A 25,117-nucleotide genomic window follows, 5' to 3' on the forward strand; every position below is an offset into this window, starting at 1 on the left:
GGATGCGCAATGCCTCGCCGTCCACCAACGTTCCGTTGCAGTTGCGCGATGCCGTCGCGGCGGCGCTGGCGCTCGAGCCGGCGATCTTCGGGCGCGCCGGCGCGGTCGATGCGGCGGCGGCCTACCCGGCCGCGGATATCGCCGGGCTGTCCGGCGCCGGGTTGCTCGGGGCGTGCCTGCCGGCGGCGTTCGGCGGTGTCGGGCTGGGTCACGGCGCCGAGAGCGCCGACGTGCTGCGGGAGGTACTGAGGACGATCGGCCGGGCCAGCCTGACCGTCGGCCGGCTGTACGAGGGCCATGTCAACGCGCTGCGACTGGCTCGCCACAGCCCGGCGGCGCTGGCGCTGCTGGCGGACGAAATCGCGGCGGGGCGGATCTCCGGCGTGTGGAATGCCGAGCGCGGCGAGGGGCTGAGGGCCGAGCGGATCGCCGGCGGCTGGCGACTGACGGGCCACAAGATCCATTGCTCGGGCAGTGGCGCGGTCCGCCGGCCATTGGTCACGGCGCGTATCGGCGAGCAGGGCCCGTTGATGATGCTGCCCGAAGTCGGCGGCGAGCGCGTCGACCTGTCGGTGTGGCGCGCCGCGGGGATGCGCGGGACGGCGACCGGCACTGTGGATTTCACCGGCCTGGTGGTTCCGGACGCGGCGGTGATCGGCGAGCCGGGCGACTATTATCGCAGCCCGGGGTTCTCGGGCGGCGCGTGGCGGGTGCTTGCGGTGCAACTTGGCGGGCTCGACCGGATCATGGCGCTCCACGTCGAGCGGCTGGGGGTGCGCGGCGGCGGCGATCCGGTGATGCGCGCACGGCTGGCGCGGGCCGGGGCGGCGCACGAGGCGGCGCGCCTGTCGGTCCGCGAGGCCGGGCGGCGGGCGGAAGGCGAGGGCGAACCGGCCGCGATCGACGCCTATGTCGACCTGGCGCGCGGCGGCTTCGAGGAACTGGCGCTGGCCTGCATCGAGGCGACGCGGCGCAACGTCGGGCTGGGCAGCTTCATCGCGCCGGACCCACTGGACCGGGCGCTGCGCGATCTCGAAACCTATTTGCGGCAGCCGTTCCTCGACGCCTCGCGCGACAATGCCGCGGGCTGGCTGCTGGGCCATGGAGGATGTTTCGCATGACGGCGCGCTCGCTCGAACCGGGCTATTTCGATGGGCTTTATGCCGCCAATCCGGATCCGTGGCGCATGGAGACCAGCCCTTACGAAGCGGCGAAGTACGGCGCGACGCTGGCTGCCCTGCCGCGGCCGCGCTACGCCCATGCGGTCGAGATCGGCTGTGCGGTCGGCGTGCTGACCGAGCGGCTGGCGGCGCGGTGCGACGATCTGCTCGGGCTCGACGTGGCCCAGGCGGCGCTGGACCGGGCGGCGGCGCGGTGCCGGGGGCTACCGGTGCGGTTCGCGCTTTCTGAGCTGCCCGACAAGGCGCCGGCGGGGCGGTTCGACCTCATCATGCTGTCCGAGGTGATCTATTATTTCGACGCGGCCGGGGTCGTGCAATTGGCGGAGCGTGTCGCCGAAATGGCGGCGCCGGACGCGGATATCATGCTCGTCCACTGGCTCGGCGAGACGCCCGACTATCCGTTGAGCGGTGACGAGGCGGTGGCGGCGTTCGAGGCGGCTGGATCGTGGCAGGTCATGCGACGAGAACGGACAGCACAGTATCGGCTGGACCTGTTGCGCGTCGCTCCAGCCGGCTGACCAGCCGCTCGGCCAGCGCGACCTCGGCGGCGAGCGTCGCTGGGTGGAGGCGGACGCGAGCCAAGGCGGGCGATTGCGCCTCGACCGCGGCCCATAGCGCCCCGAACGCGCCGTGCGCCCGCCCGTCATAGCCGAGGCGCATCGCCGACGCCGCGGCCCCGGCCAGCCCATCGGCTGCAGCGATGCGGCGCAACCGGGCCCGCCACCTCAGCCGGCGGAGGAGCACCACCGTCGGCTCCAGCGCCGCGTCGCAGGGGGTCGCGGCGTCGACCGCATAGCTGTGCAGCAGGTCGGCAAAGCCACCCGGCGCCCGCCCGTCGCGCCGCGCCGAGGTGAACACCACGGGTGCATGGCTGTGGCGCAGGCGCAGGTCGCAGCGCTCGATCGCCTCGGCCAGCGCGCGATCCTCCGCCAGCGGCACCGACGGCAGGCCCCCGACATGCCGGTACGCCGAGACCGTCAGAGCCAGCGACGCGCCCCACGCCCAGATGTGGTTGGGCCAGGGATCGTGCGGCCGGGGATCGACCAGGCTGGCAAGCCGCGCCTGCAGCCCCGCCAGCCGCCATTCGAGCGCGCGCAGCGGCAGCAGCGGCAAGCTCGCGCGTGCCGCCTCGTCGAAGGCGACGACCCCGGCGACGGCGTCGGCCCCGGCGGCGATCTCGCACAGATTGGCGGTGATCCAGCCCGGATCGACCCGGCTGTCGGCGTCGGTGGTCATCAGCACGCCGTCGCCGGGCAGGACTGCCGCGGCGCGCTCGAAGGCCTTGCGCCGCGCGCCGCCGGCATGGGCGTGCCTGGCGGGCAGGGTGATGTCGAAAACGCTGAGGCGAGCCGCGAAGGTGCGGCAGCGGCGCGCGATTTCGGCGGTCTCGTCGCTGCTGTTGTTGACCAGCACGACCACCGTGACCGTCGATCCGATGGCATTTGCGGCGGCGACGTCGAGGGCGCGGATACAGGCCTCGATCGAAGCTGCCTCGTTGCAGGCGGGTATGGCGACCGCGACGGCCAGGCCGGGGGCCGAAAGCGGGCCTGGCCCGTCCACGAGATGACGGGACATCCACATTTCGCGGTCCTAACGACAGCCCCCGGGGGAGGTTGCGCGTCGTACCGCCGATCGGTGCAGAAATTCGCGGCCGCGACAATAGCGTCGCGCGGATCGCCCTCCCTAGAAAAACAGCTTGCGGACGCTGATCCGGACCGAGCGGCCGAGCGGGTCGAGGAGATCGCGCTGATAATTGACCGGGGTGATGCCGGAGGCGTCGCGAACATCGACCCTGGCGTCGAACAGGTTGGTCACCCCGAGCGTCAGGCGCGTGCCGCGCAGGATCGGCCATCGGCGGGTCAGTGCCTGCTGCTGGCCGAGATTGGCGAACAGCCGCAGGTTGAGCGTCGCGATATCGGAGAAGCTCAGGTTCTGGGCGCCGGTAGCGCCGCCGTCGACGGTGGTGCCGCTTCGCCAGCTGGCGCTCAGCCGTCCGCCGAAGCCGTCGCGCGTCAGTCCGGCCTGCGCCTCGACCTCGTGCCGGGATTGTCCGCCCGACGAGTTGATCGCGTCGCCGCGCAGCAGATCGAGCACCGGGCCGCCATTATAGACCAGGATGTCCTCGCGAAGGTGCAGGGTGTAATAGAGCGCCAGTTGCAGCCGCGTGCCACGCCCGCCCGGGCCGCCCGGTCCGCCGAAACCACCAAAGCCGCCGGGACCTCCCGGGCCGCGTGCGCCGTCGCGACGTGGCTGGTTGCCGGGACCGCCGCCGCCGCCTGGTGGCACCAAGTCACGCAGGGAACCCGGCTCGCCGGGCCGGGCGGCGCCGGGGGCGGGGCGTGGCGGCACCGACAATTGCTTGGAGAAGTTGATGCCCCAGCGCACGTCCTCTTGGTCCTGGCGCGCGAAGTTGATCGGGCGGCTGTCGATCTGGGTCAGGCGACCGTCGCCGTCGCGGCTGAAGCGGTTCGGAAACGCCGCCTCGATCGCCGCGGTCGCGGTCGGGAACGAGGCGATCGGATCGTCGATCCGCCGGTTGGTGTAGTTCGCGGTAAGCGACAGGTCGGAGTTGGCGAGCGGCTTCAGGGTCAGCCCGAGCTTGATGACACGCCGATCGTCCGCCGACAAATTGGGCGTGCCGCCGGTCAGGCGGGTGATGTCGACGGATTCGGAGCGGATATAGTCGAAGACGCGGACGCCACTGGTCGCGACCAACGGATTGCCGAGCTGCTGGATGGTCGGCACGCCCTCGTCCTTGCTCAGCGAGGCGATCAGACTGATCGCCTTGATCGGGGTCCAGGTCAGCCCGCCGCCGAGCGTCCGCAGCCCGCCGAAGTCGGAATAATGCTCGTATGCGGCGTTGAGATTGACCGACAGTTCGCCGAGGCCGGGCAGGAAATCGCGCTTGCGGCTGGCGATCGGCAGGTCGAGGCTGAGCTGGCTGCTGACGTCGTCGCGCGACAGGTCGGCGTTGGCGTTCACCCCCGAACGCGTCGAGCGCGAGCCGAAGTCGGTCGTCGTCCCGCCGAGCTTGAGCGTCGTCGTCACCGCACCGGCCGGCAGCTGGATCAGCGAGCCGGTGACCACCAGCGACGCGTCGCCGACGTTGGAGATCGAGCGGGCGCGGTCGAGCAGCGGATTGCCGAGGCTCGACGGCGACAGCGGGCCATAGGGATTGAAGCCCGGGTCGCGCGCCGCCAGCAGGCCCTGCGCCGTTGCGAAATCATAGCCGCGCTCGGTGCTGGTGCGACTTTCGCTATGGTCGAAGGTGCCGGTGAACGACCATTGCCAGCTGCCGATCGCGCCGCTCATGGTGGTGCCGAGATGGCCGGTGACGTCGTGGCTTTCCTGCGCCAGCTCGCCGAGGTCGCCGAGGTAGCGGTACAGCACGGTGTTGCCGCTGAACGGCGAGAACGGTCCATTCGCCGGCAGGCCGAGCGCGGCGGCTACCGGGCCTTGCGCGCTGTCGCTCGAATTATAGGTCAACGTGCCGTTGAAGCTTGCCGAGACATTGTCGAAGATCGTCCGCGCCAGCACCGCATTGACCGTCAACGCGTCGGTCTTGGGCAGCAGCGTGCGATAGCTGCCGATGTTGCTGGTGTTGACCGTACCGGGCGCGAAATCCGCCAGGGCCGGGGCGCTGGTGGCAGCGGAAGTCGGCACGCCGATCACCGTCGCGGGACGCCCCAGCAAGGCGCTCAGGACCGGATCGACCTCCGCGCCGGCGGTTGCCGAGGTGATGTTGCCGGTGAAATCATAAGGCCGCCGCGACGTCTGCGAGGCGATGTCGCGCTCGCTCTCATACAGCGGGGAGCTGTGCTGGTATTTCAGCGCCAGGTTGAGGCGCGTCCCGTCGCGGATGCGCAGGAAGCTGTTGTCGAGCTTGGGGCTGAACTGGCCACCGGCGGTCGGTGCCGCCGCCTCCAGCTCGCCGGTGTAGGCGCGGAAACGCCGGCGCAGGACGACGTTCACGACCTTCTGGTTGGGGCGGTAGCCGTATTTGAGCGCGACCTCCTCGGGCAGGATCTCGACGCGCTGGATCGCCTCGGTCGGAATGTCGCGGATTTCGGAAAAGCCCGAGATGCGCTTGCCGCCGAGCAGGACGACCGGGCTTTCGCCGCCGCGGCCCTGGTTGCTGCCGGTCTGCGGCGCGAGTTCGTCGAGCAGGTCGGACAGCGAACTGACCCCGAACGAGCGAATGTCGGCCGGATTGAACGTCACCTCGGGCGGGATGTCGCCGATCACCGAGCCCGCCGGACGCTGGCCGGTAACGACGATCTCCGCCTCGTCCTCGTTGCCGTTCGCCGCGCCGGGGCCCGGTGCTGTACGGTTCGTCGCCGCCGAGGGCCGGGCCGTCTCGCCTGTCGTCTGTGCCGACAGCGGTGGCACCGTCGCGCAGGCCCCCGCCATGATCAGTGCCAAACGTCTCATCAATCCCCCGAACGCGCCATGAATGTGTTGCCCCGCCAGTGATATGGCGTCGATGCAGTGCCAAGCCTGAACTGCATTACTGAAGAAGTGGCTTGCAGCCCCCGCGCCAACTGCATCCGGATAGCGGCGGGGGGACGGTTGCGGGGGGCTTTGACGCTTACATGCGAGCTGCGAGGGGGGCAGGCTACGCTTGTGCGCGACTAGTCGACCTGTCCGGTCTTGTTCACGACTTCGATGTCGTGACCGTCGGGATCGAGCACCCAGGTTGCGAAATAGCCCGGGAAGTACTGCATCTGCGGGCCGGGAGCGGTCTTGACCGTGGCGCCCGCGCCGACCGCGGCGTCGTGGAACTCGCGCACCTTGGCGTGGCTCGTCGCGACGAGGCCGATGTGGACTGCATTGGGGCACGGCACGCCCTCCTTGAGCCACAGGAACCAGCGGCCGTCGGCGCCGAAACCCTTCAGGTGCGGGTGGCCGTCCGTGCCGGGGAAGTCGGTGACATCGGTCAGCCCGAGCGGCTTCAGGGCCTGCTCGTAGAACGGCACCGAGCGGCCGAAATCGGCGACGGTCAGGATCACATGGTCGATCATCGATTGCACCCGTAAAAGCGGTTGGACGACCCGCGGCATAGGCGTTGCCCCTGTCAGATTCTGTCAGGAGTGATCGACGGTGGAGCTGCGTCATCGGTCACGAACGAACCTGCTCCGCCGTCGGCCATCGCGTCCCGCCACGCCTTGAGCAGGGTGCTGCGCCGCCCGGCATAGCGTTCTGCCAACGGCTCCGCTGCCGAGATCCGGTCGGTGCGAAACGTCCGGTAGGCTCGCCGTGTCTCGCACCAGGCGACGAGCACGCGCGCCTCCTGCATGAACCCGAGCGCGATCGGCCAGACGATCCGGTCGCTGCGACAGCCGCCCGCGTCGAGGTACGAGATGTCGAGCTTATGCTGGCTGACGATGCTCGAGCGAAGCACCGCATGGTCGACGACCGTGTCCGGAAATGCCGACCCGCGCGGACCCGGGAGGTAGACCGGGTCCGCGAGCGTCGCGCGCGAACTGCTCGACAGCACGGCGGCGATCTTGGCGGATGCCTCCGTCGCCGCGCGCCGGAGTGGCTCGTCGCCGAACTGGTCGACGTAGCGCAGGCCGAGCACCACCGCCTCGGTCTCCTCGCTGGTCAGCATCAACGGCGGCAGGAACATTCCGTGCCGAAGGACATAGCCCAGGCCCGCTTCCCCGAAAATCGGTGCGCCCTGCGCCGACAGTTCGGCGATATCGCGGTAGATCGTGCGTTCGGAGACGCCGAGCTCGGCCGAGAGCTCGATCGCGGTGACGAGCCGGGTCTTGCCCCGAAGGAATTGCAGCAGTGAAAAAAGTCTGCCGGTTCTGGCCAATGAGTTTCCTCGACGCGGGAGGCGCGCCTGGTTCGCAACAGCAATGTCCAGTCTTGGCCGAAATACAATAGTCGTAACGGGGCTGAAGCAACGTTTCGCCGGCGCTTCGTCCTTTATTTCAACGTTCGTCGCATATTCTGGAAGCTTTTGAGTAATGGGGCGTTGGCCTTTGTGAAAACAAGGATCGAACATGGCCAAGAGCAGCACCAAATCACCGACGACCAAGACCGGCAAGGCGACCGCCCCGGACGGCATGGGCGTTTCCTATCCGGCCGCGAACTCGTTGCCGGCAGCGACGATGACGACGGGCAGCGGCGGCGAGGTTCACCAAATCGCCAGCGAGGGCCAGCCGGTCCTGACGACCAATCACGGCATGCCGATCAGCGACGATCACAACAGCCTCAAGGCCGGCCCGCGCGGCCCGACGCTGCTCGAGGACTTCGTCCTGCGCGAGAAGATCTTCCACTTCGACCATGAGCGTATCCCGGAGCGCGTCGTCCATGCTCGCGGCCTTGCGGCGCACGGCTATTTCGAGCTGACCGACAGCCTGGAGGGCGTCACCACCGCCAAGGTCCTCACCGAGACCGGTGTCCGCACGCCGGTGTTCACGCGCTTCTCGACAGTCGCCGGCAACCGCGGCTCGGCCGACGTGGCGCGCGACGTCCGCGGCTTCGCGGTCAAATTCTATACGACCCAGGGCAATTGGGACATCGTCGGCAACAACATCCCGGTGTTCTTCATCCAGGATGCGATCAAGTTTCCCGACCTCATCCACGCGGTGAAGGAGGAGCCCGACCGCGGCTTCCCGCAGGCGCAGTCGGCGCATGACACGTTCTGGGATTGGATCGCCTGCTCGCCGGAGGCGATGCACATGGTGATGTGGCAGATGTCCGACCGCACCATTCCGCGCTCGGTCCGGATGATGCAAGGCTTCGGCGTCCACACGTTCCGGCTGGTCAATGCTGAAGGCAAGTCGACCTTCGTCAAGTTCCACTGGACCCCGACGCTCGGCGTGCAGTCGGTGGTCTGGGACGAGGCCCTGAAGCTCAACGGCGCCGATCCCGACTATCACCGCCGTGACCTCTACACCTCGATCGTCGACGGCGAGTATCCGGCCTGGGATCTCGGCGTCCAGCTGTTCACCGAGGAGGAGGCCGATGGCTTCGACTTCGACCATCTGGACTCGACCAAGCTCATCCCCGAGGAGATCGTGCCGGTGCGCGTCATCGGGCGGATGGTGCTCGACCGTAACCCCTCGAACGTCTTCGCCGAGACCGAGCAGGTCGCCTATTGCACGCAGAACATCGTGCCGGGCATCGACTTCTCGGACGATCCGCTGCTGCACGGCCGCAACTTCTCGTATCTCGACACCCAGCTGAGCCGTCTGGGATCGACCAACTTCAACCAGATCCCGATCAATGCGCCGAAGTGTCCGTTCGCCAACATGCAGCGCGACGGCCATATGCAGACGCAGCCGCAGGGCACCCGCGTCGCCTATACCCCCAGCCTGATCGATCCGTCGGGTCCGCGCGAGAGCCCGGCGCAGGGCTTCCGCAGCTTCCCCGCGGCGGTGACCGGTCCGAAGGCTCGCGTTCGCTCGGAGACCTTTGCCGACCATTACAGCCAGGCACGCCAGTTCTTCATCAGCCAGACCGAGCCGGAGCAGGACCATATCGTCGCTGCGCTGGTCTTCGAGCTGAGCAAGGTCGAGCTGCCGATCATTCGGTCGACGATGCTCGGACACCTGGTCAACATCGACGCGACGCTCGGCGAGCGCGTTGCCGCCGGCCTCGGCCATGAGGCGGCGATCGTGCCGGTACCGGCGGCCGTCGCGACGCGGACCGACCTGCCGGCCAGTCCCAAGCTCAGCATCATCGCACAGGGTCCGCCGACGCTGGTCGGGCGCCTGGTCGGCGTGCTGGTCACCGACGGTGCCTCGTCCAAGACCGTGGGCGCGATGATCAAGGCGGCACAGGCGGCCGGTGCCTCGCTTAAGATCGTCAGCCCGCGGATCGGCGGCGTGACGCTGGACGACGGCAGCAAGCTGGTCGGTGACTTCCAGCTCGCCGGTGGTCCGTCGGTGCTGTTCGACACCGTCGCGGTCGTCGCCTCGACCGATGGTGTCGCGGCGCTGCTCGGCGAGGCTGCCGCGGTAGCCTGGGTCCATGACGCCTTCGCCCACCTGAAGGTCATCGGCCACACGGCGGAAGCCCAGCCGTTGCTCGACGCTGCCGGGGTGATCGCCGACGCCGGCATCCTCGCGCTGGGGGCCGATCAGGATGCCAAGCAGTTCACCGACCTCGCCGGTGCCGGCCGCATCTGGGCTCGCGAGCCGAGCGTCCGGACGGTCTACTAAGGAACCGGCGGCTGCCGGGGTCACGCGACCCTGGCAGCCACGCCGCTAGCTTCGCAGGCGGTGGCCGGTCTGCCAGATGCGGGCGATGACGCCGATGCAGGCCAGCATGAACAGCAGCGTCAGCCCCAGGCTGATGCGGATGTCGATGTCGGAGACGCCGTAGAAGGTCCAGCGCAGCCCGCTGACCAGATAGGCGATCGGATTGAACAGCGTCACCGTGCGCCACGGCTCGGGCAGCATGTTGAGCGAGTAGAAGGTGCCGCCCAGGAAGGTCAGCGGCGTCACCACCATCAGCGGCACGATCTGCAGCTTCTCGAAGCCGTCCGCCCAAAGGCCGAGGATGAAGCCGAACAGGCAGAACGTCACCGCGATGACGATTAGCAGGCTGACCGCCCAGATCGGGTGCTCGATATGATAGGGCACGAACAGCCGCGCCGTCGCCATGATGACGAGGCCGAGGACCACCGACTTGGTCGCCGCCGCGCCGACATAGCCGAGCAGCGTCTCGCCGATCCCGACCGGGGCGCTGAGCAGCTCATACACGGTGCCCGTGAAGCGCGGCAGGTAGATGCCGAACGAGGCGTTCGAGATGCTCTCCGACAGGATGGTCAGCAGCAGCAGCCCGGGAATGATGAAGGCACCGTAGCTGACGCCGCCGACCGTCTGCATCCGGCTGCCGATCGCCGAGCCGAAGACGATGAAATACAGCGAAGTCGTCAGCACCGGCGTGAACAGGCTCTGGAACAGCGTCCGGCGGGTGCGCGCCAGTTCGAACATGTAGATCGCGCGGACGGCGTGGAGGTTCATGCTCGGCTCTCGACCAGGTCGACGAAGATATCTTCCAGCGAGCTGCGATGGACGTCGAGATTGCGATAGTCGATTCCGAGCTCGTCGAGGCGGCGGACCATCGCCGCGAGCCCGCGCGTCGAGGCCTCCTCGCCGCTCATCGTGTAGACCAGGGTCTCGCCGTCGTCGGCCAGCGCTACCGGCCAGTCGGAGAGGCCGGCCGGCAGCTCGGGCAGGGCGGTCGCCAATCTGAAGCTCGCCTCGGTGCGCCCGAGCTTCGCCAGCAGCGCCTGCTTGTCCTCGACCAGCACGATCTCGCCCTTGGCGATGATGCCGATGCGGTCGGCCATCTCCTCGGCTTCCTCGATATAATGGGTGGTCAGGATGATCGTCACGCCCTGGTCGCGAAGACCGCCGATCAGCTTCCACATGTCGCGACGCAGCTCGACGTCGACACCGGCGGTCGGCTCGTCGAGGAACAGGATGTCGGGCTCGTGCGACAGCGCCTTGGCGATCAGCACGCGGCGCTTCATGCCGCCCGACAGCGCCATGATCTTCGCCCCGCGCTTGTCCCACAGCGACAGCGAGCGCAGCACGCGCTCGATCATCGCCGGGTCGCGCGGCTTGCCGAACAGGCCGCGCGAGAAGGCGACGGTATCGCCGACCCTCTCGAACATGTCGGTGGCCAATTCCTGCGGTACCAGCCCGATGCGGGCGCGGGCGGCACGCGGGTTCTGCGCGGTGTCGATGCCGTCGACGGTGATCGTCCCCGCGGTCGGGCGGACCAGCCCGCAGACCGCGCCGATCAGCGTCGTCTTGCCCGCGCCATTTGGCCCGAGCAACGCGAATATCTCGCCGCGGCGGATCTCGAGGTCGACCGATTTCAGCGCCTCGAAGCCGCCGTCATAGGTCTTGTTCAGGCCGGAAAGAACAAGGATGGGTTGCACGGCGCCTTCATGCGGCGATCCGCAGCCACCGTCTACCGTCGTTCGTGTCGAAGGCGTCGCAGCCGCCACCAGCCGCCCGTCCTTCAGAGCGCCGGGCGGTCGCTGGCCTCGACCTTGCAGGCCGTCGTCGAAGCAGCGGCCGGACGACCATCCTCCACGAGCGAATAGCGTGACAGCAGCGCGCTGGTGACGCCGTTGGTCCAGCCGAAACCGTCCTGCGTCGGGTATTCGCCACCGCCGCCCGGCCGCTGCTCCTCGACGTCGTACTTCTCCAGCATCTTGCCATTGGCCCGGTAGTTGCGCGCGACGGTGCCGAGGAAGCGGCAGGCGATGGTCCGGGCGATGTCGCGCTGGCCGTAGTGGCTGAGGCCGTCGACCGCGATCCATTGCAGCGGTGCCCAACCGTTCGGCCGATCCCATTGCTGGCCGGTCTGGACCGTCGTCGACCGCAGGCCCCCAGGCGCGACCAGGCTGGCGGCGGTCGTCCGCGCCACCGCAGCGGCCTCCGACTTGGTCGCGAGGCGGGTAAAGAGGGGGTACAATGTCGCCGCGGACAGGACCGGCGTCGGCCGCCCGCGGGCCCAATCGAAGTCGGCGAAGCGGCCCTGCGTCGGCTGCCACAGCCAGCGGCGAACGGCGCGCGCACGCGTCTCGGCGCGGGCACGGAACGAGCGCCCACAGGCGGTGTCGCCGAGTTTTGCGCAATCCTCGGCAATGCGGATCTCCTGCGCGTAAAGCAGGCTGTTCAAGTCGACCGGCACGATCGAGATGGTCCGGATCGTCGCGAGCTTCTGCGGATCGTCGAGCCAGCGCGAGCTGAAATCCCAGCCGCTTTCCGCTGCCGCGCGCAGGTCGCGCCAGGTCTCGGCGGCTGGCCGGGTCGACGCGGCGGCGGTCGCCACGTCCTCGGCATAGGACTCGTCACGAGGTGCGGCGCGGTCGTCGTAATAGCGGTTGAGCAGCGCGCCATCGGGCATGCGGACGACGCGCTGGCATCCCGGTTGTGCCGCCGTGGCGCACTTCTCGCCAGCCATCCAGAAGGCATGCTCGCGGCGCAGGGCGTCCAGCCGGCGCCGAAGACTGGCTGCGTCGTTCGCCGTTGCGAGGCCGGCCATCAGTGCGAACATCGGCGGCTGCGAGCGGCTGAGATAATAGCTGCGGGTGCCGTTGGGGATGTGGCCGTAGCGGGTGATCAGGCTCTCGAAATCGAGCAGCATCGAGTCGACCAGCTCGGGATGGCCGGACCGCTGCAAGCCGAGCATCGTGAAATAAGTGTCCCAGTAATAGATCTCGCGAAACCGGCCGCCCGGCACGACATAGGGCTGGGGCAGCGCCAGCGCCGATGAACCTGGGGGCGGTGTCTCCGGCGGTCGGCTCAGGACCGGCCATAGCCGCTCGATGTGCTCGGACAAGGTCGTCCGGCTGGTTTCCGGCGGCGGCGCGACCGGCTGGCCGGGCACGGTAAAGTTCGCCAGCACGAAGGCGCGCAGCTCGCTGGTTCCGGCGGGCTTCGCCTTGGCATAATCGGCAAGGATCGCCTCCGCCGGGCGCTTCGGCACCGCATCGGCAAACGTCTTGCCGTCGGGAAAGACGTGCCCGAGCTGAACGTCACGGAACAGCGGCCCGAACAGCTCGGAAGGCGGCAACGGTGCTGCCGCTGCAAGACCCAGGCCAGTGGCCAGGACCAGGAACAGGCGACCGATTGGATGGCGCACGCTTACACTCTCAGGCTGTTGCAAGGCTGTCATGCCTCAGGTCGACGACCGAATGAAGCCCGGGATCGGCGGAACTGCGCGTCACCCAGACGTCGATCGGGCCGGCCGGGATCGTCCAGCGCCCGTCGGCACCGACATAGGCGAGATCCGCGGGCGCGAGCCGAAACACGACTTTACGCCGTTCGCCTGCCGCCAGCGTGACCCGCTGGAACGCCTTCAATCGCCGGGCCGGACGCGAGCGGCTGGCGACGCGGGGGTGGACGTAGAGCTGGACCGTCTCGGTACCGGCGCGCGCGCCGACGTTGTGGAGCGTGACGGCGATGTCGACCGGCCCGGCCATATCGCGCGGTGCCGCCAGCGCGCTGAGCTCGAAACGCGTATAGCCGAGGCCGTGACCGAAGGCGTAGCGCGCGGCGTCCGGCGCGTCGCGCCAGCGCCCGGTGCCGCCCTGTTCGGCCGGTGGTGGGGGCGGCGGTCGCCCGGTCGATAGCCGGTCATAGGACCACGGCTGCTGTCCTGTCGCGAACGGGAAACTGACCGGCAGCCGTCCGCTCGGCTCGCTTTGCCCGAACAGGATTTGCGCGACGGCATGGCCGGTCTCGCAGCCGAGGAACCAGGTTGCCAGGATCGCCTGAGCCTCCGCGACCGCGCCCTCGAGCGCCAGCGCCCGACCGTGGCGGAGCAGGACGATGCACGGCTTGCCCGTTGCGGCGACGGCCTCCGCCAGCGCCTGTTGTGCCGCCGGTACCGTGATCGCGACCCGGCTGTTCGCCTCGCCCGACATGTTGGCGCCCTCGCCGATGGCGAGCAGCACGATATCGGCTGACCGGGCCGCCGCAACGGCGCGGGCGATGCCGTCCACCAGTGGCGTCTCGATCCCGGAGCCGGGTTCGACGACCAGCGCGCGCGGATCGGCGAGCAAGGCGCGGATACCGGTGGCGAGATCGACACCGGTGCGCCGGTCGCCGGCGAAGTTCCACGGCCCGTCGAGGTTGGCACGGTCGGCGCCGAACGGTCCGATCAACGCCAGCCGCCAGCCCTTTCGCGGCAGCGGCAGCAGGTCGCCCTCGTTGCGCAACAGCACGATTGACCGCACCGCAGCCTCGCGGGCCAGGGCGCGGGTCTTGTCGGTGCCGATCCGCGCCGCCTCGGCGGCAGGATCGAGCGAGCGATAAGGCCGCTCGAACAGGCCGAGCCGCTGCTTCAGCGCGAGCACGCGCCCCACCGCCTCGTCGACGCGCGCCATCGGGACTTTACCCGCCGCGACCAGCGCCGGCAGATGCCGGAGGTAAAGTCCGCTCTGCATGCTCATGTCGACGCCGGCGAGGATCGCCAGCCGCGCGGCATCGGCTTCGTCGGCAGCGACACCGTGCGCGATCAGTTCGCGGTCGCCGTCATAATCGGAGACGCACACACCGGCGAAACCCATCTCGTTGCGCAGGATGCCGGTAAGCAGGCCTCGATTTGCCGTGACCGGCACGCCGTTGAAGTCGGTGAAGCTGGCGATCGTCGTCCCGGCGCCGGCCTTGAATGCCGCGGCGAACGGCGGCAGGTGCGTCTCGCGCAGACCGGCCGCGGACAGCTCGACCGCGGCATATTCCATCCCGCCGGTCACCGCGCCGTAACCGGCGAAATGCTTCGGCGTAGCGCACAACGCATCGTCGCGCCTCAGGTCCGGGCCCTGGAATCCACGGACGCGCGCAGCGGTAAGCAGGCAGCCGAGATGAACATCCTCGCCCGCACCCTCGGCAACCCGGCCCCAGCGCTGGTCACGCGCGACATCGACCATCGGCGCGAAGGTCCAGTGCAGCCCGCCCGCGCTGGCTTCGACCGCAATGGCGCGCGCGACACGCTCCGACAGCGCCGGATCGAACGCGGCGGCCTCGGCCAGCGGGATCGGGAAGATCGTCTCATAACCGTGGATGACATCGGCGGCGAACAGCAGCGGGATGCCGAGCCGGCTCGACAGTGCCGCCCGTTGCGCGCGGATCGCCCCGGCGACGCCGTAGCCGTTGAACAACATGCCGACCCGCCCGGCACGAATTTCCGCGAGCATCATGTCGGCGGACCGGGTCCCCTCGGCCGGATTGATCGCGTAGCCGAGCGGGCGGACGGTGTCGCTGAAGCACGACAATTGGCCGGCCTTCTCCTCGATCGTCATGCGCGACACCAGATCGCCGGTAACCCGCGCGTCCGCTGTCCCCGAGCCCGCTGCGAGCAAAGCCGCATTGAGGATCAGGGTTCGCCGATCGATAAGAAAACTGGCGTCAAGCATCAACTGACCAAGAACTCATTCCGTCACCGAATATATGATCCGCATCCATAACTAAACGTAAAAGCAACTGCGTATCGAATGTGTCAGGATTGCAACACTTGGCCGACTTCGACAAGTCTAGAGGCTCCAAGACCGTGCTTGAGTATTGTACCGGGAACGATGGCGCGTATAGCACGGCGCCTCAAACGCTGGCGGGAACATCCTGCGCCGGCCTGTAATTGGGGAGTTGCGCCGATGCGTGCTCATTCGACAATGAAGTTCATTCTGTTGGCCGGCAGCTCGCTGGCCGTTGCGAGCGGCGCACTGGCCCAGCAGGCCGGCGCCGGGATCGCCGATCCCTCGGCTTCGGAGACGACGACCCCACCGGGCGCGCAGCCGGCGGCAGGCGACACCTCGCTCGACGAGATCGTCGTCACCGGCAACACCTCCGGCAAGCGGACGCTGTTCAACAGCTCGTCGAACGTCACCCTCGCCAATAGCGAGGACATCCAGCGCAAGGCGCCGCGCGCTACGGCGGAAGCACTCGAACTGGTGCCCGGCATCTTCGTCGAGGCGACCGCGGGCCCGATCTCGAACAACTATTCGGTGCGCGGCCTGCGCGGCGGTGCGCAGACGTTCATCCAGCTCGAAGAGGACGGCATGCCGATCCTCTACGGCGGTGGCGGTGCCGACTTCTATTTCCAGAACGATATCTCGATCGACCGGCTGGAGGCAGTCGAGGGCGGAACGTCGGGCGTGCTGGCTCCCAACGGTGCCGGTGCGACGATCAACTTCATCTCGGTCAAGCCCAACCACGACAAGGCGGTCGCGGCAGTGCGCTTCACCGGCACGACCTATGGCGACTACCGCGCCGACGGCTATTTCTCGGCACCGATCGCCAACGGCTGGGCATTCAGCGTCGGCGGTTACGCGCAGTCGCAAAAGGGCCTGCGCAGCACGCCGTTCACCTTCGAAGGCTATAGCGTCAAGGCGGCGCTCGAGAAGAAATTCGACGATGGCGGCTTCGTGCGCGCCTCGATCAAGCGCCAGGACGTCCACAACCCGTATTACGCCGACATGCCGTTCGCCGTCAGCAGCAGCGGCAACATCAGCAGCATCCCCGGCCTGAACCTCAAGACCGACGACGTCGGCGGCCGCGCCTTCGCCGACTTCCAGGTTCCCGACAGCCCGAATACCGGCAACGCGCTGCGCCGCTTCAGCTCGGTCAACGGCGTCCATGTCCAGTCGAAGACCTATCGCATCGACCTTGAAAAGCCGGTCAGCGACAGCTTCAGCGTGTTCGCCCGCGTCCGTTATCTCGACGGCAGCTACGACTTCAACGGCATCTTCCCGGGCAGCGGCTCCGGTACCGCCGGCCTTGCTTCGGCGGCTGACTACCTCAACCCGGCACGGTCGCCGCTGGCTGGCCTGACGCTGCCCAACGGCAACAGCTATTTCGCCGAGGCGGCGCAGCGTTTCCCCGGCACCGTGCAGTACGCGCTTCAGGATACGCGCGGCGGCGGTGCGCTGATCCCGGCGTCGGCGACGGGCACGCTGGCGGGGCTCAACGGCAACGGCCTGCTCCAGCAGACGGTGCTCAACCACCAGACGCTGGCGACCAAGGACTTCGGCAGCGATGCCGGCGTGAAGTGGGATTACTCGTCGGGCTCGCTCGACAACTCGCTGACGGTCGGCGGCATGTTCTACAACGTCCGCCGCAAGAACGACCAGTCGGCGACCGCGACGGTCGTAAACGACGTCCGCAACGACTCGCATATCTATGACATCGTTGCCCTCGATGCGTCGGGCGGCGTGCTCGGCTCGCTGACCAACAACGGCCTGGTCAATTACGGCAATTGGGGCCAGGGCATCTTCAAGGACGAGGTCAACTCGATCTCGGGCTATTTCAACGACGAGCTGAAGGTCGGCGACCGCCTGCACATCGACTTCGGCGCCCGCTATGAGCGCCAGCATGTCGGCGTCGACATCGGCAACCAGGCTCAGGTCAACGGACCGGTTCCAGCCGGCACGCCGGGCCTGTACCAGGACGTCGGTGCGACCTTCGACGGCACGTACTCCCGCCAGTCTGCGACCTTCCACGACTGGGCCTATACCGCGGGCGTCAACTACACCCTGACCGACAATTTCGCGCTGTACGCTCGCGGCGCGCATGGCTTCCAGACCAACGGCGGCGACACTGGTGGTACGCACAAGCCGACCGGCCTGACGCTGTACGAAGGCGGCGTGCGCTTCCAGAGCCCGGTGCTGAAGGCGTCGGTCGTCGGCTTCCGGACCGAGATCAAGAACCTGTCGTACCAGATCATCGATCCGGACAACCAGGCGAACCAGACCAACGCGCTTGCCGACAGCAAGACTGACGGCGTCCAGGTCGATGCGGACTTCCGCCCGGTCAAGTTCTTCAGCCTGAACGTCATCGGCGTCTACCAGGACCCCAAGCTGAGCAATTTGGTGTTCAGCTCGCCGATCGCGGGAACGTACAACGGCAACACCCCGGAGCGGACGCCCAAGAAGCTGCTGACGGTGACGCCGGCGTTCGTGCTGCCCGGTGGTTACGGCGAGATCTACGGTCGCTGGAAGTATGTCGGCAAGATCTTCGCCGACGCCGGCAACGGTATCGCTCTGCCGAGCTATAACGTCTTCTCGGTCGGCGCGAGCTTCAACGTCACCGAGCAGATCAACATCAGCGCCAGCGTCGACAACCTGACCAACGCCAAGGGCTTCACCGAGGGCAACCCGCGCCAGGGCCAGACGCAGACGATCAACAACGGCTTCTTCTACGGCCGCTCGATCGTCGGTCGCAACGCCCTCGTCAGCATGACGATCCGGCTGTGATCCGCGCCGGCGGCGGGGGTCGATCCTCGCCGCCGGACACGATAAGGCAAGTCATGACGATCAACCGTGCCGCCATGACATTCGCGCTTGCTGTCGCCTTGGCCGGGGCCGGGGCAGGTGCCGCCCCGGCGGCGCGGCGCGAGGGGCTCAACCTCAACAGCTTCGTCCAGCAAGGCCCGGTCGCCGCTCATATCGTCCTGCGGTCGGGCAGCGATCCGCGACTGCTGGTCGCCTTTCCGGCGGGCAACAGCGGCGTCGGCCTGTGGTTCGACAAGGTCGCCGCCGACGCCCTGTGGTCGATGACCGGCCCGGCAAGGCCAGTCACCTTGCCCGACGCGCGCGGGCGGCCGCTGAACGGCGTCGTCTTCGAAGCAAGCGTCCGGGCACCGCGGCTGGTCGCGCGGCAGGCCGTGCTGTCGAGCGTGCGCGTCCTCCGCGACTACCAGGGTCTCGGCCGCGCACCCGCCGAGGTGCTGACCCGGCCCGAGGTCGCGGGGAATACGATGACCTGGGTGCGGGACCGCCTCGACGGGGCGCCCGGCTACCGGCTCGTCATCCAGGTCAAGTCGGGACGGCTGGAGGGGACGACGATCGTTGCAGGCCGCGACGGCCTGATCCGCCTGTCGGTCACCGCGCTGACCGGCGAGCCGGCGCTGACGCCCTATCCGGCGGGCAGCCTGCTCGAAGCCGGTGCGGCGGCCGATCCGGCGGCGCGAACGGCACTCGAATTCCTCAGCTACCACGAGAAGTTCCTCGCCGGGTCGTGGCGCTTCAACACCTATTTCGGCCGGGACACGCTGCTGTCGATGCGGCTGCTGATGCCGGTGCTCAAGCCCGCCGCGGTCGAAGCCGGCCTCACCTCGGTGCTCGAGCGCCTGTCCGACGACGGCAATGTCGCGCACGAGGAGGACATCGGCGAGTTCGCCATCCTCGACCACAAGAAGGCGGATGGCAGCCTGTCGGCAGCGCCGGTCTACGACTACAAGATGATCGACAGCGCGTTCCTGCTTGCGCCCGTCGCCGGTGCCTGGCTGGTCGACGACAAGCGCGGACAGGCGCGCGCGATTGCGTTTCTCGCGCAAAAGATCGCCGGTCGCCCGCTCGGCGAGGCGATGATCCGCAACATCCGCTACGTCGCGGCGCAGGCGACGCCGTTCGCCGCCGATCCGCGCTTCGACAAGCTGATCTCGCTGCGGGCCGGCATGGACGCGGGCGAGTGGCGCGACAGCAACGACGGGCTCGGGGGCGGGCGCTACCCCTATGACGTCAACGCCGTGCTGGTCCCCGCGGCGCTGGAGGCCGCGGCTGCGATGCACCGCGCGCATCTGCTTGACCGCTACGCGACGGCCTCCGACCGAGCGCTGCTCGACAGGCTCGCTGGAATGGCGACCATCTGGCGGACCCGTGCCGCGCCGCTGTTCGCCCAGACCATGTCGGTCGACGCGGCGCGACCGGCGATTGCGGCCTATGCAAAGACGCAGGGCGTGCCGGCAGGTCCGGCGCTGGCCGCGGCAAGTGGTCTCCCGACACGGTTCAACGCGATCTCGCTCGACGGTGCCGGCCGCCCGATCCCGATCCTCAATTCCGACGACGGCTTCGCCTTGCTGTTCGGTAACCCGTCCGCCGAGCAGCTCGCCATTACCGCCGCCACCATCGAGCGGCCGTTTCCCGCCGGCCTGATGACCGGCGCGGGGATGCTCGTCGCCAACCCGGTCTTCGCTTCGGCGGCGGTAAAGGCGCGCTTCGGCAGCAACGCCTATCACGGCACGGTCGTCTGGTCGTGGCAGCAGGCGCTGGTCGCCGCCGGGCTGGCGCGTCAATTGGCGCGGACCGACCTTGCACCGGGGGTGTGCGGCCAGCTCCTCAAGGCCCAGTCCGCCGTGTGGACGGCGATCGACGCCTCGAAGAGCGTGCAAAGCTCCGAGCTCTGGTCGTGGCGCTTTGCCAACGGCCGCTACGAGATCGTGCCGTTCGGCGCGAGCGGTGCCGACGCCGACGAGTCCAATGCGGCGCAGCTATGGAGCACGGTCTACCTTGCCGTCCAGCGTCCGGCCGTCGCGAAGTGCGCGCGGTGACCAGCGCGCCGATCGGCCGGGTCGTCATTCTGGGCGGCGGCACGGCCGGCTGGATGACCGCCGCGGCGCTGTCGAAGGCGCTGGAGAACACCGGGACCGCGATCACGCTGGTCGAGTCCGACGCCATCGGCACCATCGGTGTCGGCGAGGCGACGATCCCGACGATCCACTGGTTCAACCAGCTGGTCGGCATCGACGAGGCCGAGTTCATGCAGGCCACCGGCGCGACCTACAAGATGGGCATCGAGTTCCAGGGCTGGCAGGGACCGGGCAGCAGCTACCTCCACCCGTTCGGTACCTTCGGCGGGCCGGGCGACGCGACGATGTTTCCGCACCGGCTGATCCGCGCCTGGCTCGGCGGCCTCGACGCGCCGATGGAGGATTTCGCGCTGACCGCCCGCGCCGCGCGCCAGGGTCGCTTCACCCGCCCGACCGGCGATCCGCGCTCGCTGTTGTCGACCCTCGGCTACGCTTATCATTTCGATGCGGGTCTCTACGCGCGCTTCCTGCGCAGCATGGCCGAGCGCCGCGGCGTGGTGCGGATAGAGGGCAAGGTCGCGCGCATCGACCGCGACGTGGACTCCGGCTTCGTCACCGCGCTGGTCACCGACCGCGGCGACGAGGCGAGCGGCGACCTGTTCATCGATTGCTCCGGCTTGCGCGGCCTGTTGATCGAGGAAACACTGTCCGCCGGTTTCGAGGACTGGTCCCACTGGCTGCCGTGCGACGCCGCATGGGCTGCGCCGAGTGCGCCAGAGACGACGATCACCCCCTACACCCGGGCGATCGCCATGGAAGCCGGCTGGCGCTGGCGCATCCCGCTCCAGCACCGCGTCGGCAATGGCTATGTGTTCAGCAGCGCGTTCACGACGACGGAAACGGCGCGCGATGCACTGGTGGCCGCGATGGACAGCCCGCCGATCGCCGAGCCGCGCCTGATCCGCTTCACCCCCGGTCGGCGAAAGCGGAGTTGGATCGGCAACGTCGTCGCGATCGGCCTGTCGAGCGGCTTCCTCGAGCCACTCGAATCGACCAGCATCCACCTGATCCAGAGCGGCATCGCCAAATTGCTGTCGCTGTTCCCGCGCCAGGATTGCGATCCGGGGCTGGCCAGGCGCTTCGACCAGATCTTCCAGCGCGAGATGGAGGATGTCCGGGACTTCCTGATCCTGCACTATCACATGACGGCTGGCCGTACCGAGCCGCTGTGGCAGGCGTGCCAGGCGACGCCGATGCCCGACACGCTGGCGACCAGGGTCGAGCAGTACCGCCGGTCGGGCCGCATCATCCTCGATACCGACGAGCTTTTCCGCGACGCCAGTTGGTTCGCCGTGATGAACGGGCAGGGCGTTCGCGCCATGGGCTACAACCCGATGCTCGACGCGACGCCCGCTGCCGAGAACCTGCGTCATGTCGAGGCGGTGCGCGCCGCGATCCGCAAGTCCGCGCAGGAACTGCCCCCTGTCGTCAGGCCGATACCGGCGCTTTAAGCGCTCACGCGCGCCGTCCCCGCACGAAGAAGTTGGCGGTGAGGCGACCACGGCGCGGGTCCGGGTCGAAGGTCATCCCGGCGGGGATCGTCCCGGAATGCAGCAGGCCGCTCGGATAGACGACGACCCGGTCGGGCAGCGCCTCGACCGCGCCGATGCGTTCGAACGAAGGGTTGGTGTCGCCGATATAGCCCCGCCATCCCGCCGCTTCGCGCTGGGCGGCGCCGACGAAGGCTGCGAGGTTGGCATCGCTGACGACTTCGATGCCGGTGGCGCGCTGGCGGTAGAATGCCGTGCCGCTGCCGTCGACGCCCGCCACGAAGTGCATCACCGCGAGATAGTCGGGATCGGTGGAGTCGAAATGCGGGGCGCTTTGTTGTGTCGTCAGCCGCTCCGGCGTCGCGGTCACGACCGAGAAACTCGCATCGAGCAGCGCAAAGCCATCGAAGCCGAACGTCCTGTTGATCGCCCCGACGGTCGCGCCGAGAAGCTGCCGCGCATAGGCCGCTGCCGCAGTGTCACTGTCCTTGATATGGCGACGGACGCCTGGGTAGGAATTGCCGCGCGCCGGCGGGAAGGGGGCGAGCCCGGCGGCCACGTCGCGGACCGCTTCGATCCGTCCGCTGACCGCGTCGATCACCATGACCGGCGTGCGGGCGGTGCCGACATGAAAGACTTCGGGGGCCAGTGCCGTCATGCGACGCCCTTCGAACTGCCGGCCAATCGCCGGTCCGCGACCGCCTCGAACTGCGCCCGGAAGCCTGTGGACGGGCCGGTGGCCCAGCGGGCACTTCCGTCTAATCTATTGTAATCGTTGGTGGAGCAGAGGGGGATCGAACCCCTGACCTCAGCAGTGCGATTGCTGCGCTCTCCCATCTGAGCTACTGCCCCACATCGACGGAAGATGGTTCGTATAGGTGGGCTCGGGCGGCGATGCAACGCCCTGTTTAAGCCGAATTCAGTGAGAGAACCGTGGATGCCCCGCGAGGATTCGAACCTCGATCGACAGAGTCAGAGTCTGTAGTCTTACCTTTAGACGACAGGGCAGCACGGCGAGGGGGGTGACTAGACGCGGGCAGCTAGGCTGTCAACGAATGGCCACCCCAAGGTCTTACTTTTCGGTCTTGCTCGTCCCGGTGACGGCGCTGGCGGCGGGACCACCGACGTTGCTCTCGGGCTGCTTGGCGTTGTTCGACAGGTCGGCGACCGGCACGTCCGGTGCCTTGCCGGCGCTCGGCGCAGGCTGGGCGGAGGTCGGCGTACCGGCAGGCGCCGCAGCAGCGGCCGGCGCTGCAGCAGCCTCGGCAGGCACGGCCGGGATCGCCAGCGGCTTGTCGCTCTTGGAGTTGATGTAGGCGGCGACCGCGGCGCGATCCTCGCCCTTCGACAGGCCGGCGAAGGCCATCTTGTTGCCGGGGATATAGGCCTTGGGGCTGGTCAGCCACTGATTGATCGCGTCCCAGTCCCAGGTCTTGCCGTGCGTCGCCGCCATGGCGTCGGAGTAACCGAAGCCCTGCATGTGCGCGTGCGGCCCGCCGAGGACGCCGTACAGGTTGGGACCGATGCCGGCTGGCTCGCCCTTGCCGATGGTGTGGCAGGCAGCGCACTTCTTGAAGATCGCCTCACCCTTTTCCACCGATGCGGAGGCGAGATAGGCCTCGATCGGCTTTTCGACCACGGCAGGTCCGGCGGCGGCAGTCTCGGCCTCGACGCCTTCGACGACATAGCCGGGCTTGGCGAGATGTGCCGGCTTATAGATCATGCCCGTGACAATGGTCAGGCCAAGCACCGCGATCGCGGCGGCGAGCACCCAGCCCGCAATCTTGTTCCACTCGAAACTGTCCACCAATGCCTCCGAAGCGTGCGAGGGCGCAAAGCCCTGCGAAATCGGGCGGAGCAATAGACGGGAACCGCCGTCGCGGGCAAGGCCCTGCTTGTCACACAGCGTTCGACGCCATAACGGCAGCGGCCATGGACAGCTATCCCGAACCCGCGCGCCGCCTTGTCGAGGCGATGACCGATGCCGCCGACCGGGAGCCGCGACGCGCCGTCGCCTTCCAGGGCGCGCCCGGTGCCTATTCGCACCAGGCAGTGCGAGAGGCCTTTCCAAACGGCCTGCCGCTGCCGTGCCTCGCCTTCGAGGATGCGATCGAAGCGGTGCAGTCGGGTGCTGCGGCACGCGCCGTTATCCCGATCGAGAACTCACTGCACGGCCGGGTCGCGGACATTCACTTCCTGCTCCCCGAATCCGGTTTGCACATTACCGGCGAGCATTTCGTCCGGGTTCGGCACTGCCTGTTGTCGACGGGGCCGCGCGACGCGATCCACGAGGCGATGAGCCATCCTCAGGCGCTGGGCCAGGTGCGCGGCCGCCTCAAGGCCTGGGGCATCCGGCCGGTCGGGGCGTTCGACACAGCGGGCGCGGCGGCATTCGTCGCGGAGGCGCAGGACCCGTCGATCGGCGCGATCGCGTCCTCGCTGGCGGCCGAGCTGTACGGCCTGACCATCCATGCGGAGGGCATCGAGGACGCCAGCCACAATACCACGCGCTTCGTCGTGCTCGACCGCGAGCCGCTGACGCCCGCCGCCGGGGTGCCGGTGATGACTACCTTGATGTTCGAGACCAACCACGTCCCGGCGTCGTTGTTCAAGGCGCTGGGCGGGTTCGCGACCAATGGCGTCAACCTGACCAAGCTGGAGAGCTATCTGCGCGACGGCAGCTTCACCCAAGTCGAATTCTATGCCGATATCGAAGGCGCGCCGGGAGATGTCGGCGTCGCGCGGGCGCTGGAGGAACTGCGCTTCCATACCAAATGGCTGCGGGTCTTGGGGACGTACCAGCAGGCCCGCCCGCGAGTGCTCGGCGGCGGCTAGGGTCATACCCGGTCGCCTTGGCGCGATCGTTTATTTTGTGTTAAGGATTGGGCGCAGCGCGTTCGAGCTGGCGGCATCTTGTACCCTGACGATATTTTCGAGAGGTCTTGATATGCGCACCCTGATCCTGAGACTTGGCATGATCGCGGCACTGGCCGCGAGCGGCGCGGCGCGGGCCGGGTCGACGCCCGATGCGGTCGGTGACTTTCTGCCGACCTTCGTCGGGACGCACGACGCCGACCTCGACGTGACGAGCTTCAGCGTCAGCTATGATGCCGCGGCCTCGACCTTCCTGCTGAGCGCGCGACTGGCTGGCGACATCGACCCGACCAAAGCCGGCTTCTACGTCATCGGCGCGGACACCGGCACCGGGCTGCTCCGGCCGTTCGGTGCGCTCGGCCAGCCCAACGTCATCTTCAACCAGGCGATCGTCATCCAGAAGACCGGCTTGGGCGCGATCGGCGGCGTTGCGCTGTCGCCGGGCTCGATCACCATCCTGGGCCGGACGTTCAGCGTCGTGGTGCCCCTGTCCCGGCTGCCGTCGACCGGCTTTGCGGCGATGGACTATGGCTTCAACCTGTGGCCGCGGAACGGCAGCGGCGTGAGCGCGCAGATCTCCGACTTCGCGCCGGAGAACGCCAATCTGACTGCCGTTCCCGAGGCGGCGACCTGGCTGATGATGATCACCGGCTTCGGGTTGGTGGGCACGACCATGCGGCGGCGGGCGATCGCGGCCACCTAGGCGGTTAAGGCGCGGCAATCGCG

Annotated in this window: 18 protein-coding genes and 2 tRNA genes; 8 read left to right on the forward strand and 12 right to left on the reverse strand. The window is 68.3% G+C overall.

Features of this window, described 5'->3' with window-relative positions; translation table 11 throughout:
- Window positions 1–2: 2 nt before the first annotated feature.
- Both ACOFKW_RS12215 and ACOFKW_RS12220 read left to right on the forward strand, forming a co-directional pair.
- A complete protein-coding gene (locus tag ACOFKW_RS12215) occupies window positions 3–1,121 on the forward strand; it encodes a hypothetical protein (RefSeq protein ID WP_419814428.1) in 1,119 nt (372 codons plus the stop codon).
- Window positions 1,118–1,699, forward strand: a complete 582-nt coding sequence (locus ACOFKW_RS12220; protein WP_419814429.1) for an SAM-dependent methyltransferase — start codon at window positions 1,118–1,120, stop codon at window positions 1,697–1,699. Before ACOFKW_RS12215 ends, ACOFKW_RS12220 begins: the two co-directional genes overlap by 4 nt.
- Here the strand turns inward: ACOFKW_RS12220 and ACOFKW_RS12225 are convergent.
- From ACOFKW_RS12225 to ACOFKW_RS12240, 4 genes are all read right to left on the reverse strand, one after another.
- Complete coding sequence (locus ACOFKW_RS12225; RefSeq protein ID WP_419814430.1) at window positions 1,635–2,756, reverse strand: glycosyltransferase; 1,122 nt, start codon at window positions 2,754–2,756, stop codon at window positions 1,635–1,637. The two genes, ACOFKW_RS12220 and ACOFKW_RS12225, sit on opposite strands and share 65 nt — an antisense overlap.
- A gap of 108 nt (window positions 2,757–2,864) precedes the next feature.
- Window positions 2,865–5,612, reverse strand: coding sequence for a TonB-dependent receptor (locus tag ACOFKW_RS12230; protein ID WP_419814431.1), 2,748 nt, complete (start codon window positions 5,610–5,612; stop codon window positions 2,865–2,867).
- A gap of 200 nt (window positions 5,613–5,812) precedes the next feature.
- Window positions 5,813–6,202, reverse strand: coding sequence for a VOC family protein (locus tag ACOFKW_RS12235; RefSeq protein ID WP_419814432.1), 390 nt, complete (start codon window positions 6,200–6,202; stop codon window positions 5,813–5,815).
- A 53-nt stretch (window positions 6,203–6,255) separates the two neighbouring features.
- Window positions 6,256–7,194, reverse strand: a complete 939-nt coding sequence (locus ACOFKW_RS12240) for a helix-turn-helix transcriptional regulator (RefSeq protein ID WP_419816932.1) — start codon at window positions 7,192–7,194, stop codon at window positions 6,256–6,258.
- Between ACOFKW_RS12240 and ACOFKW_RS12245 the strand changes: the two genes are divergently transcribed.
- A complete protein-coding gene (locus tag ACOFKW_RS12245) occupies window positions 7,193–9,358 on the forward strand; it encodes a catalase (RefSeq protein ID WP_419814433.1) in 2,166 nt (721 codons plus the stop codon). The genes ACOFKW_RS12240 and ACOFKW_RS12245 overlap by 2 nt on opposite strands.
- A gap of 45 nt (window positions 9,359–9,403) precedes the next feature.
- Here ACOFKW_RS12245 and ACOFKW_RS12250 read toward each other — a convergent pair whose 3' ends face one another.
- The 4 genes from ACOFKW_RS12250 to ACOFKW_RS12265 form a co-directional block, all read right to left on the reverse strand.
- Window positions 9,404–10,165 carry an ABC transporter permease gene (locus ACOFKW_RS12250; protein ID WP_419814434.1) on the reverse strand — a complete coding sequence of 254 codons (762 nt, stop codon included), beginning with the start codon at window positions 10,163–10,165 and terminating at the stop codon, window positions 9,404–9,406.
- Entirely contained in the window at window positions 10,162–11,091 is a 930-nt protein-coding gene (locus tag ACOFKW_RS12255) for an ABC transporter ATP-binding protein (RefSeq protein ID WP_419814435.1), read from the reverse strand. Before ACOFKW_RS12255 ends, ACOFKW_RS12250 begins: the two co-directional genes overlap by 4 nt.
- 83 nt (window positions 11,092–11,174) lie before the next feature.
- A complete protein-coding gene (gene treA / locus ACOFKW_RS12260) occupies window positions 11,175–12,806 on the reverse strand; it encodes an alpha,alpha-trehalase TreA (RefSeq protein WP_419814436.1) in 1,632 nt (543 codons plus the stop codon).
- A 10-nt stretch (window positions 12,807–12,816) separates the two neighbouring features.
- Window positions 12,817–15,081, reverse strand: a complete 2,265-nt coding sequence (locus ACOFKW_RS12265) for a glycoside hydrolase family 3 N-terminal domain-containing protein (RefSeq protein ID WP_419814437.1) — start codon at window positions 15,079–15,081, stop codon at window positions 12,817–12,819.
- Between the two features lie 252 nt (window positions 15,082–15,333).
- Between ACOFKW_RS12265 and ACOFKW_RS12270 the strand changes: the two genes are divergently transcribed.
- Genes ACOFKW_RS12270 through ACOFKW_RS12280 form a run of 3 tightly spaced genes read left to right on the forward strand, consistent with a single transcriptional unit; the run spans window position 15,334 to window position 21,478 of the window.
- Window positions 15,334–17,913: a TonB-dependent receptor gene (locus tag ACOFKW_RS12270; RefSeq protein WP_419814438.1), complete on the forward strand. Its 2,580-nt coding sequence runs from the start codon at window positions 15,334–15,336 to the stop codon at window positions 17,911–17,913.
- Window positions 17,914–17,966: 53 nt separating this feature from the next.
- Window positions 17,967–19,988, forward strand: a complete 2,022-nt coding sequence (locus ACOFKW_RS12275) for a hypothetical protein (RefSeq protein WP_419814439.1) — start codon at window positions 17,967–17,969, stop codon at window positions 19,986–19,988.
- A complete protein-coding gene (locus tag ACOFKW_RS12280) occupies window positions 19,985–21,478 on the forward strand; it encodes a tryptophan halogenase family protein (protein WP_419814440.1) in 1,494 nt (497 codons plus the stop codon). Before ACOFKW_RS12275 ends, ACOFKW_RS12280 begins: the two co-directional genes overlap by 4 nt.
- 4 nt (window positions 21,479–21,482) lie before the next feature.
- Here ACOFKW_RS12280 and ACOFKW_RS12285 read toward each other — a convergent pair whose 3' ends face one another.
- From ACOFKW_RS12285 to ACOFKW_RS12300, 4 genes are all read right to left on the reverse strand, one after another.
- Window positions 21,483–22,175 carry a DUF6445 family protein gene (locus tag ACOFKW_RS12285; protein ID WP_419814441.1) on the reverse strand — a complete coding sequence of 231 codons (693 nt, stop codon included), beginning with the start codon at window positions 22,173–22,175 and terminating at the stop codon, window positions 21,483–21,485.
- Between the two features lie 118 nt (window positions 22,176–22,293).
- A tRNA-Ala gene (locus ACOFKW_RS12290) sits at window positions 22,294–22,369 on the reverse strand.
- An 82-nt stretch (window positions 22,370–22,451) separates the two neighbouring features.
- Window positions 22,452–22,525 (reverse strand) — tRNA-Gln (locus ACOFKW_RS12295).
- Window positions 22,526–22,589: 64 nt separating this feature from the next.
- On the reverse strand, window positions 22,590–23,324 hold the full coding sequence (locus ACOFKW_RS12300) for a c-type cytochrome (protein WP_419814442.1): 735 nt from the start codon (window positions 23,322–23,324) through the stop codon (window positions 22,590–22,592).
- A gap of 125 nt (window positions 23,325–23,449) precedes the next feature.
- On the opposite strand from ACOFKW_RS12300, the gene ACOFKW_RS12305 reads away from it, so the two are divergent.
- Both ACOFKW_RS12305 and ACOFKW_RS12310 read left to right on the forward strand, forming a co-directional pair.
- Window positions 23,450–24,352 (forward strand): prephenate dehydratase, encoded by a 903-nt coding sequence (locus ACOFKW_RS12305; protein ID WP_419814443.1) that lies wholly within the window; start codon window positions 23,450–23,452, stop codon window positions 24,350–24,352.
- A 112-nt stretch (window positions 24,353–24,464) separates the two neighbouring features.
- Window positions 24,465–25,094 (forward strand): PEPxxWA-CTERM sorting domain-containing protein, encoded by a 630-nt coding sequence (locus ACOFKW_RS12310; RefSeq protein WP_419814444.1) that lies wholly within the window; start codon window positions 24,465–24,467, stop codon window positions 25,092–25,094.
- The last annotated feature ends 23 nt before the right edge of the window (window positions 25,095–25,117 follow it).

Source organism: Glacieibacterium sp. (genome assembly GCF_965200405.1).
Classification (GTDB): domain Bacteria; phylum Pseudomonadota; class Alphaproteobacteria; order Sphingomonadales; family Sphingomonadaceae; genus Glacieibacterium.

Coding starts and splice junctions, on each gene's coding strand:
- ACOFKW_RS12215 (WP_419814428.1), top strand. CDS start 3: ATGCGCAATGCCTCGCCGTCCACCAACGTTCCGTTGCAGTTGCGCGAT.
- ACOFKW_RS12220 (WP_419814429.1), top strand. CDS start 1,118: ATGACGGCGCGCTCGCTCGAACCGGGCTATTTCGATGGGCTTTATGCC.
- ACOFKW_RS12225 (WP_419814430.1), bottom strand. CDS start 2,756: ATGTCCCGTCATCTCGTGGACGGGCCAGGCCCGCTTTCGGCCCCCGGC.
- ACOFKW_RS12230 (WP_419814431.1), bottom strand. CDS start 5,612: ATGAGACGTTTGGCACTGATCATGGCGGGGGCCTGCGCGACGGTGCCA.
- ACOFKW_RS12235 (WP_419814432.1), bottom strand. CDS start 6,202: ATGATCGACCATGTGATCCTGACCGTCGCCGATTTCGGCCGCTCGGTG.
- ACOFKW_RS12245 (WP_419814433.1), top strand. CDS start 7,193: ATGGCCAAGAGCAGCACCAAATCACCGACGACCAAGACCGGCAAGGCG.
- ACOFKW_RS12240 (WP_419816932.1), bottom strand. CDS start 7,194: ATGTTCGATCCTTGTTTTCACAAAGGCCAACGCCCCATTACTCAAAAG.
- ACOFKW_RS12250 (WP_419814434.1), bottom strand. CDS start 10,165: ATGAACCTCCACGCCGTCCGCGCGATCTACATGTTCGAACTGGCGCGC.
- ACOFKW_RS12265 (WP_419814437.1), bottom strand. CDS start 15,081: ATGCTTGACGCCAGTTTTCTTATCGATCGGCGAACCCTGATCCTCAAT.
- ACOFKW_RS12270 (WP_419814438.1), top strand. CDS start 15,334: ATGAAGTTCATTCTGTTGGCCGGCAGCTCGCTGGCCGTTGCGAGCGGC.
- ACOFKW_RS12275 (WP_419814439.1), top strand. CDS start 17,967: ATGACGATCAACCGTGCCGCCATGACATTCGCGCTTGCTGTCGCCTTG.
- ACOFKW_RS12285 (WP_419814441.1), bottom strand. CDS start 22,175: ATGACGGCACTGGCCCCCGAAGTCTTTCATGTCGGCACCGCCCGCACG.
- ACOFKW_RS12305 (WP_419814443.1), top strand. CDS start 23,450: ATGGACAGCTATCCCGAACCCGCGCGCCGCCTTGTCGAGGCGATGACC.
- ACOFKW_RS12310 (WP_419814444.1), top strand. CDS start 24,465: ATGCGCACCCTGATCCTGAGACTTGGCATGATCGCGGCACTGGCCGCG.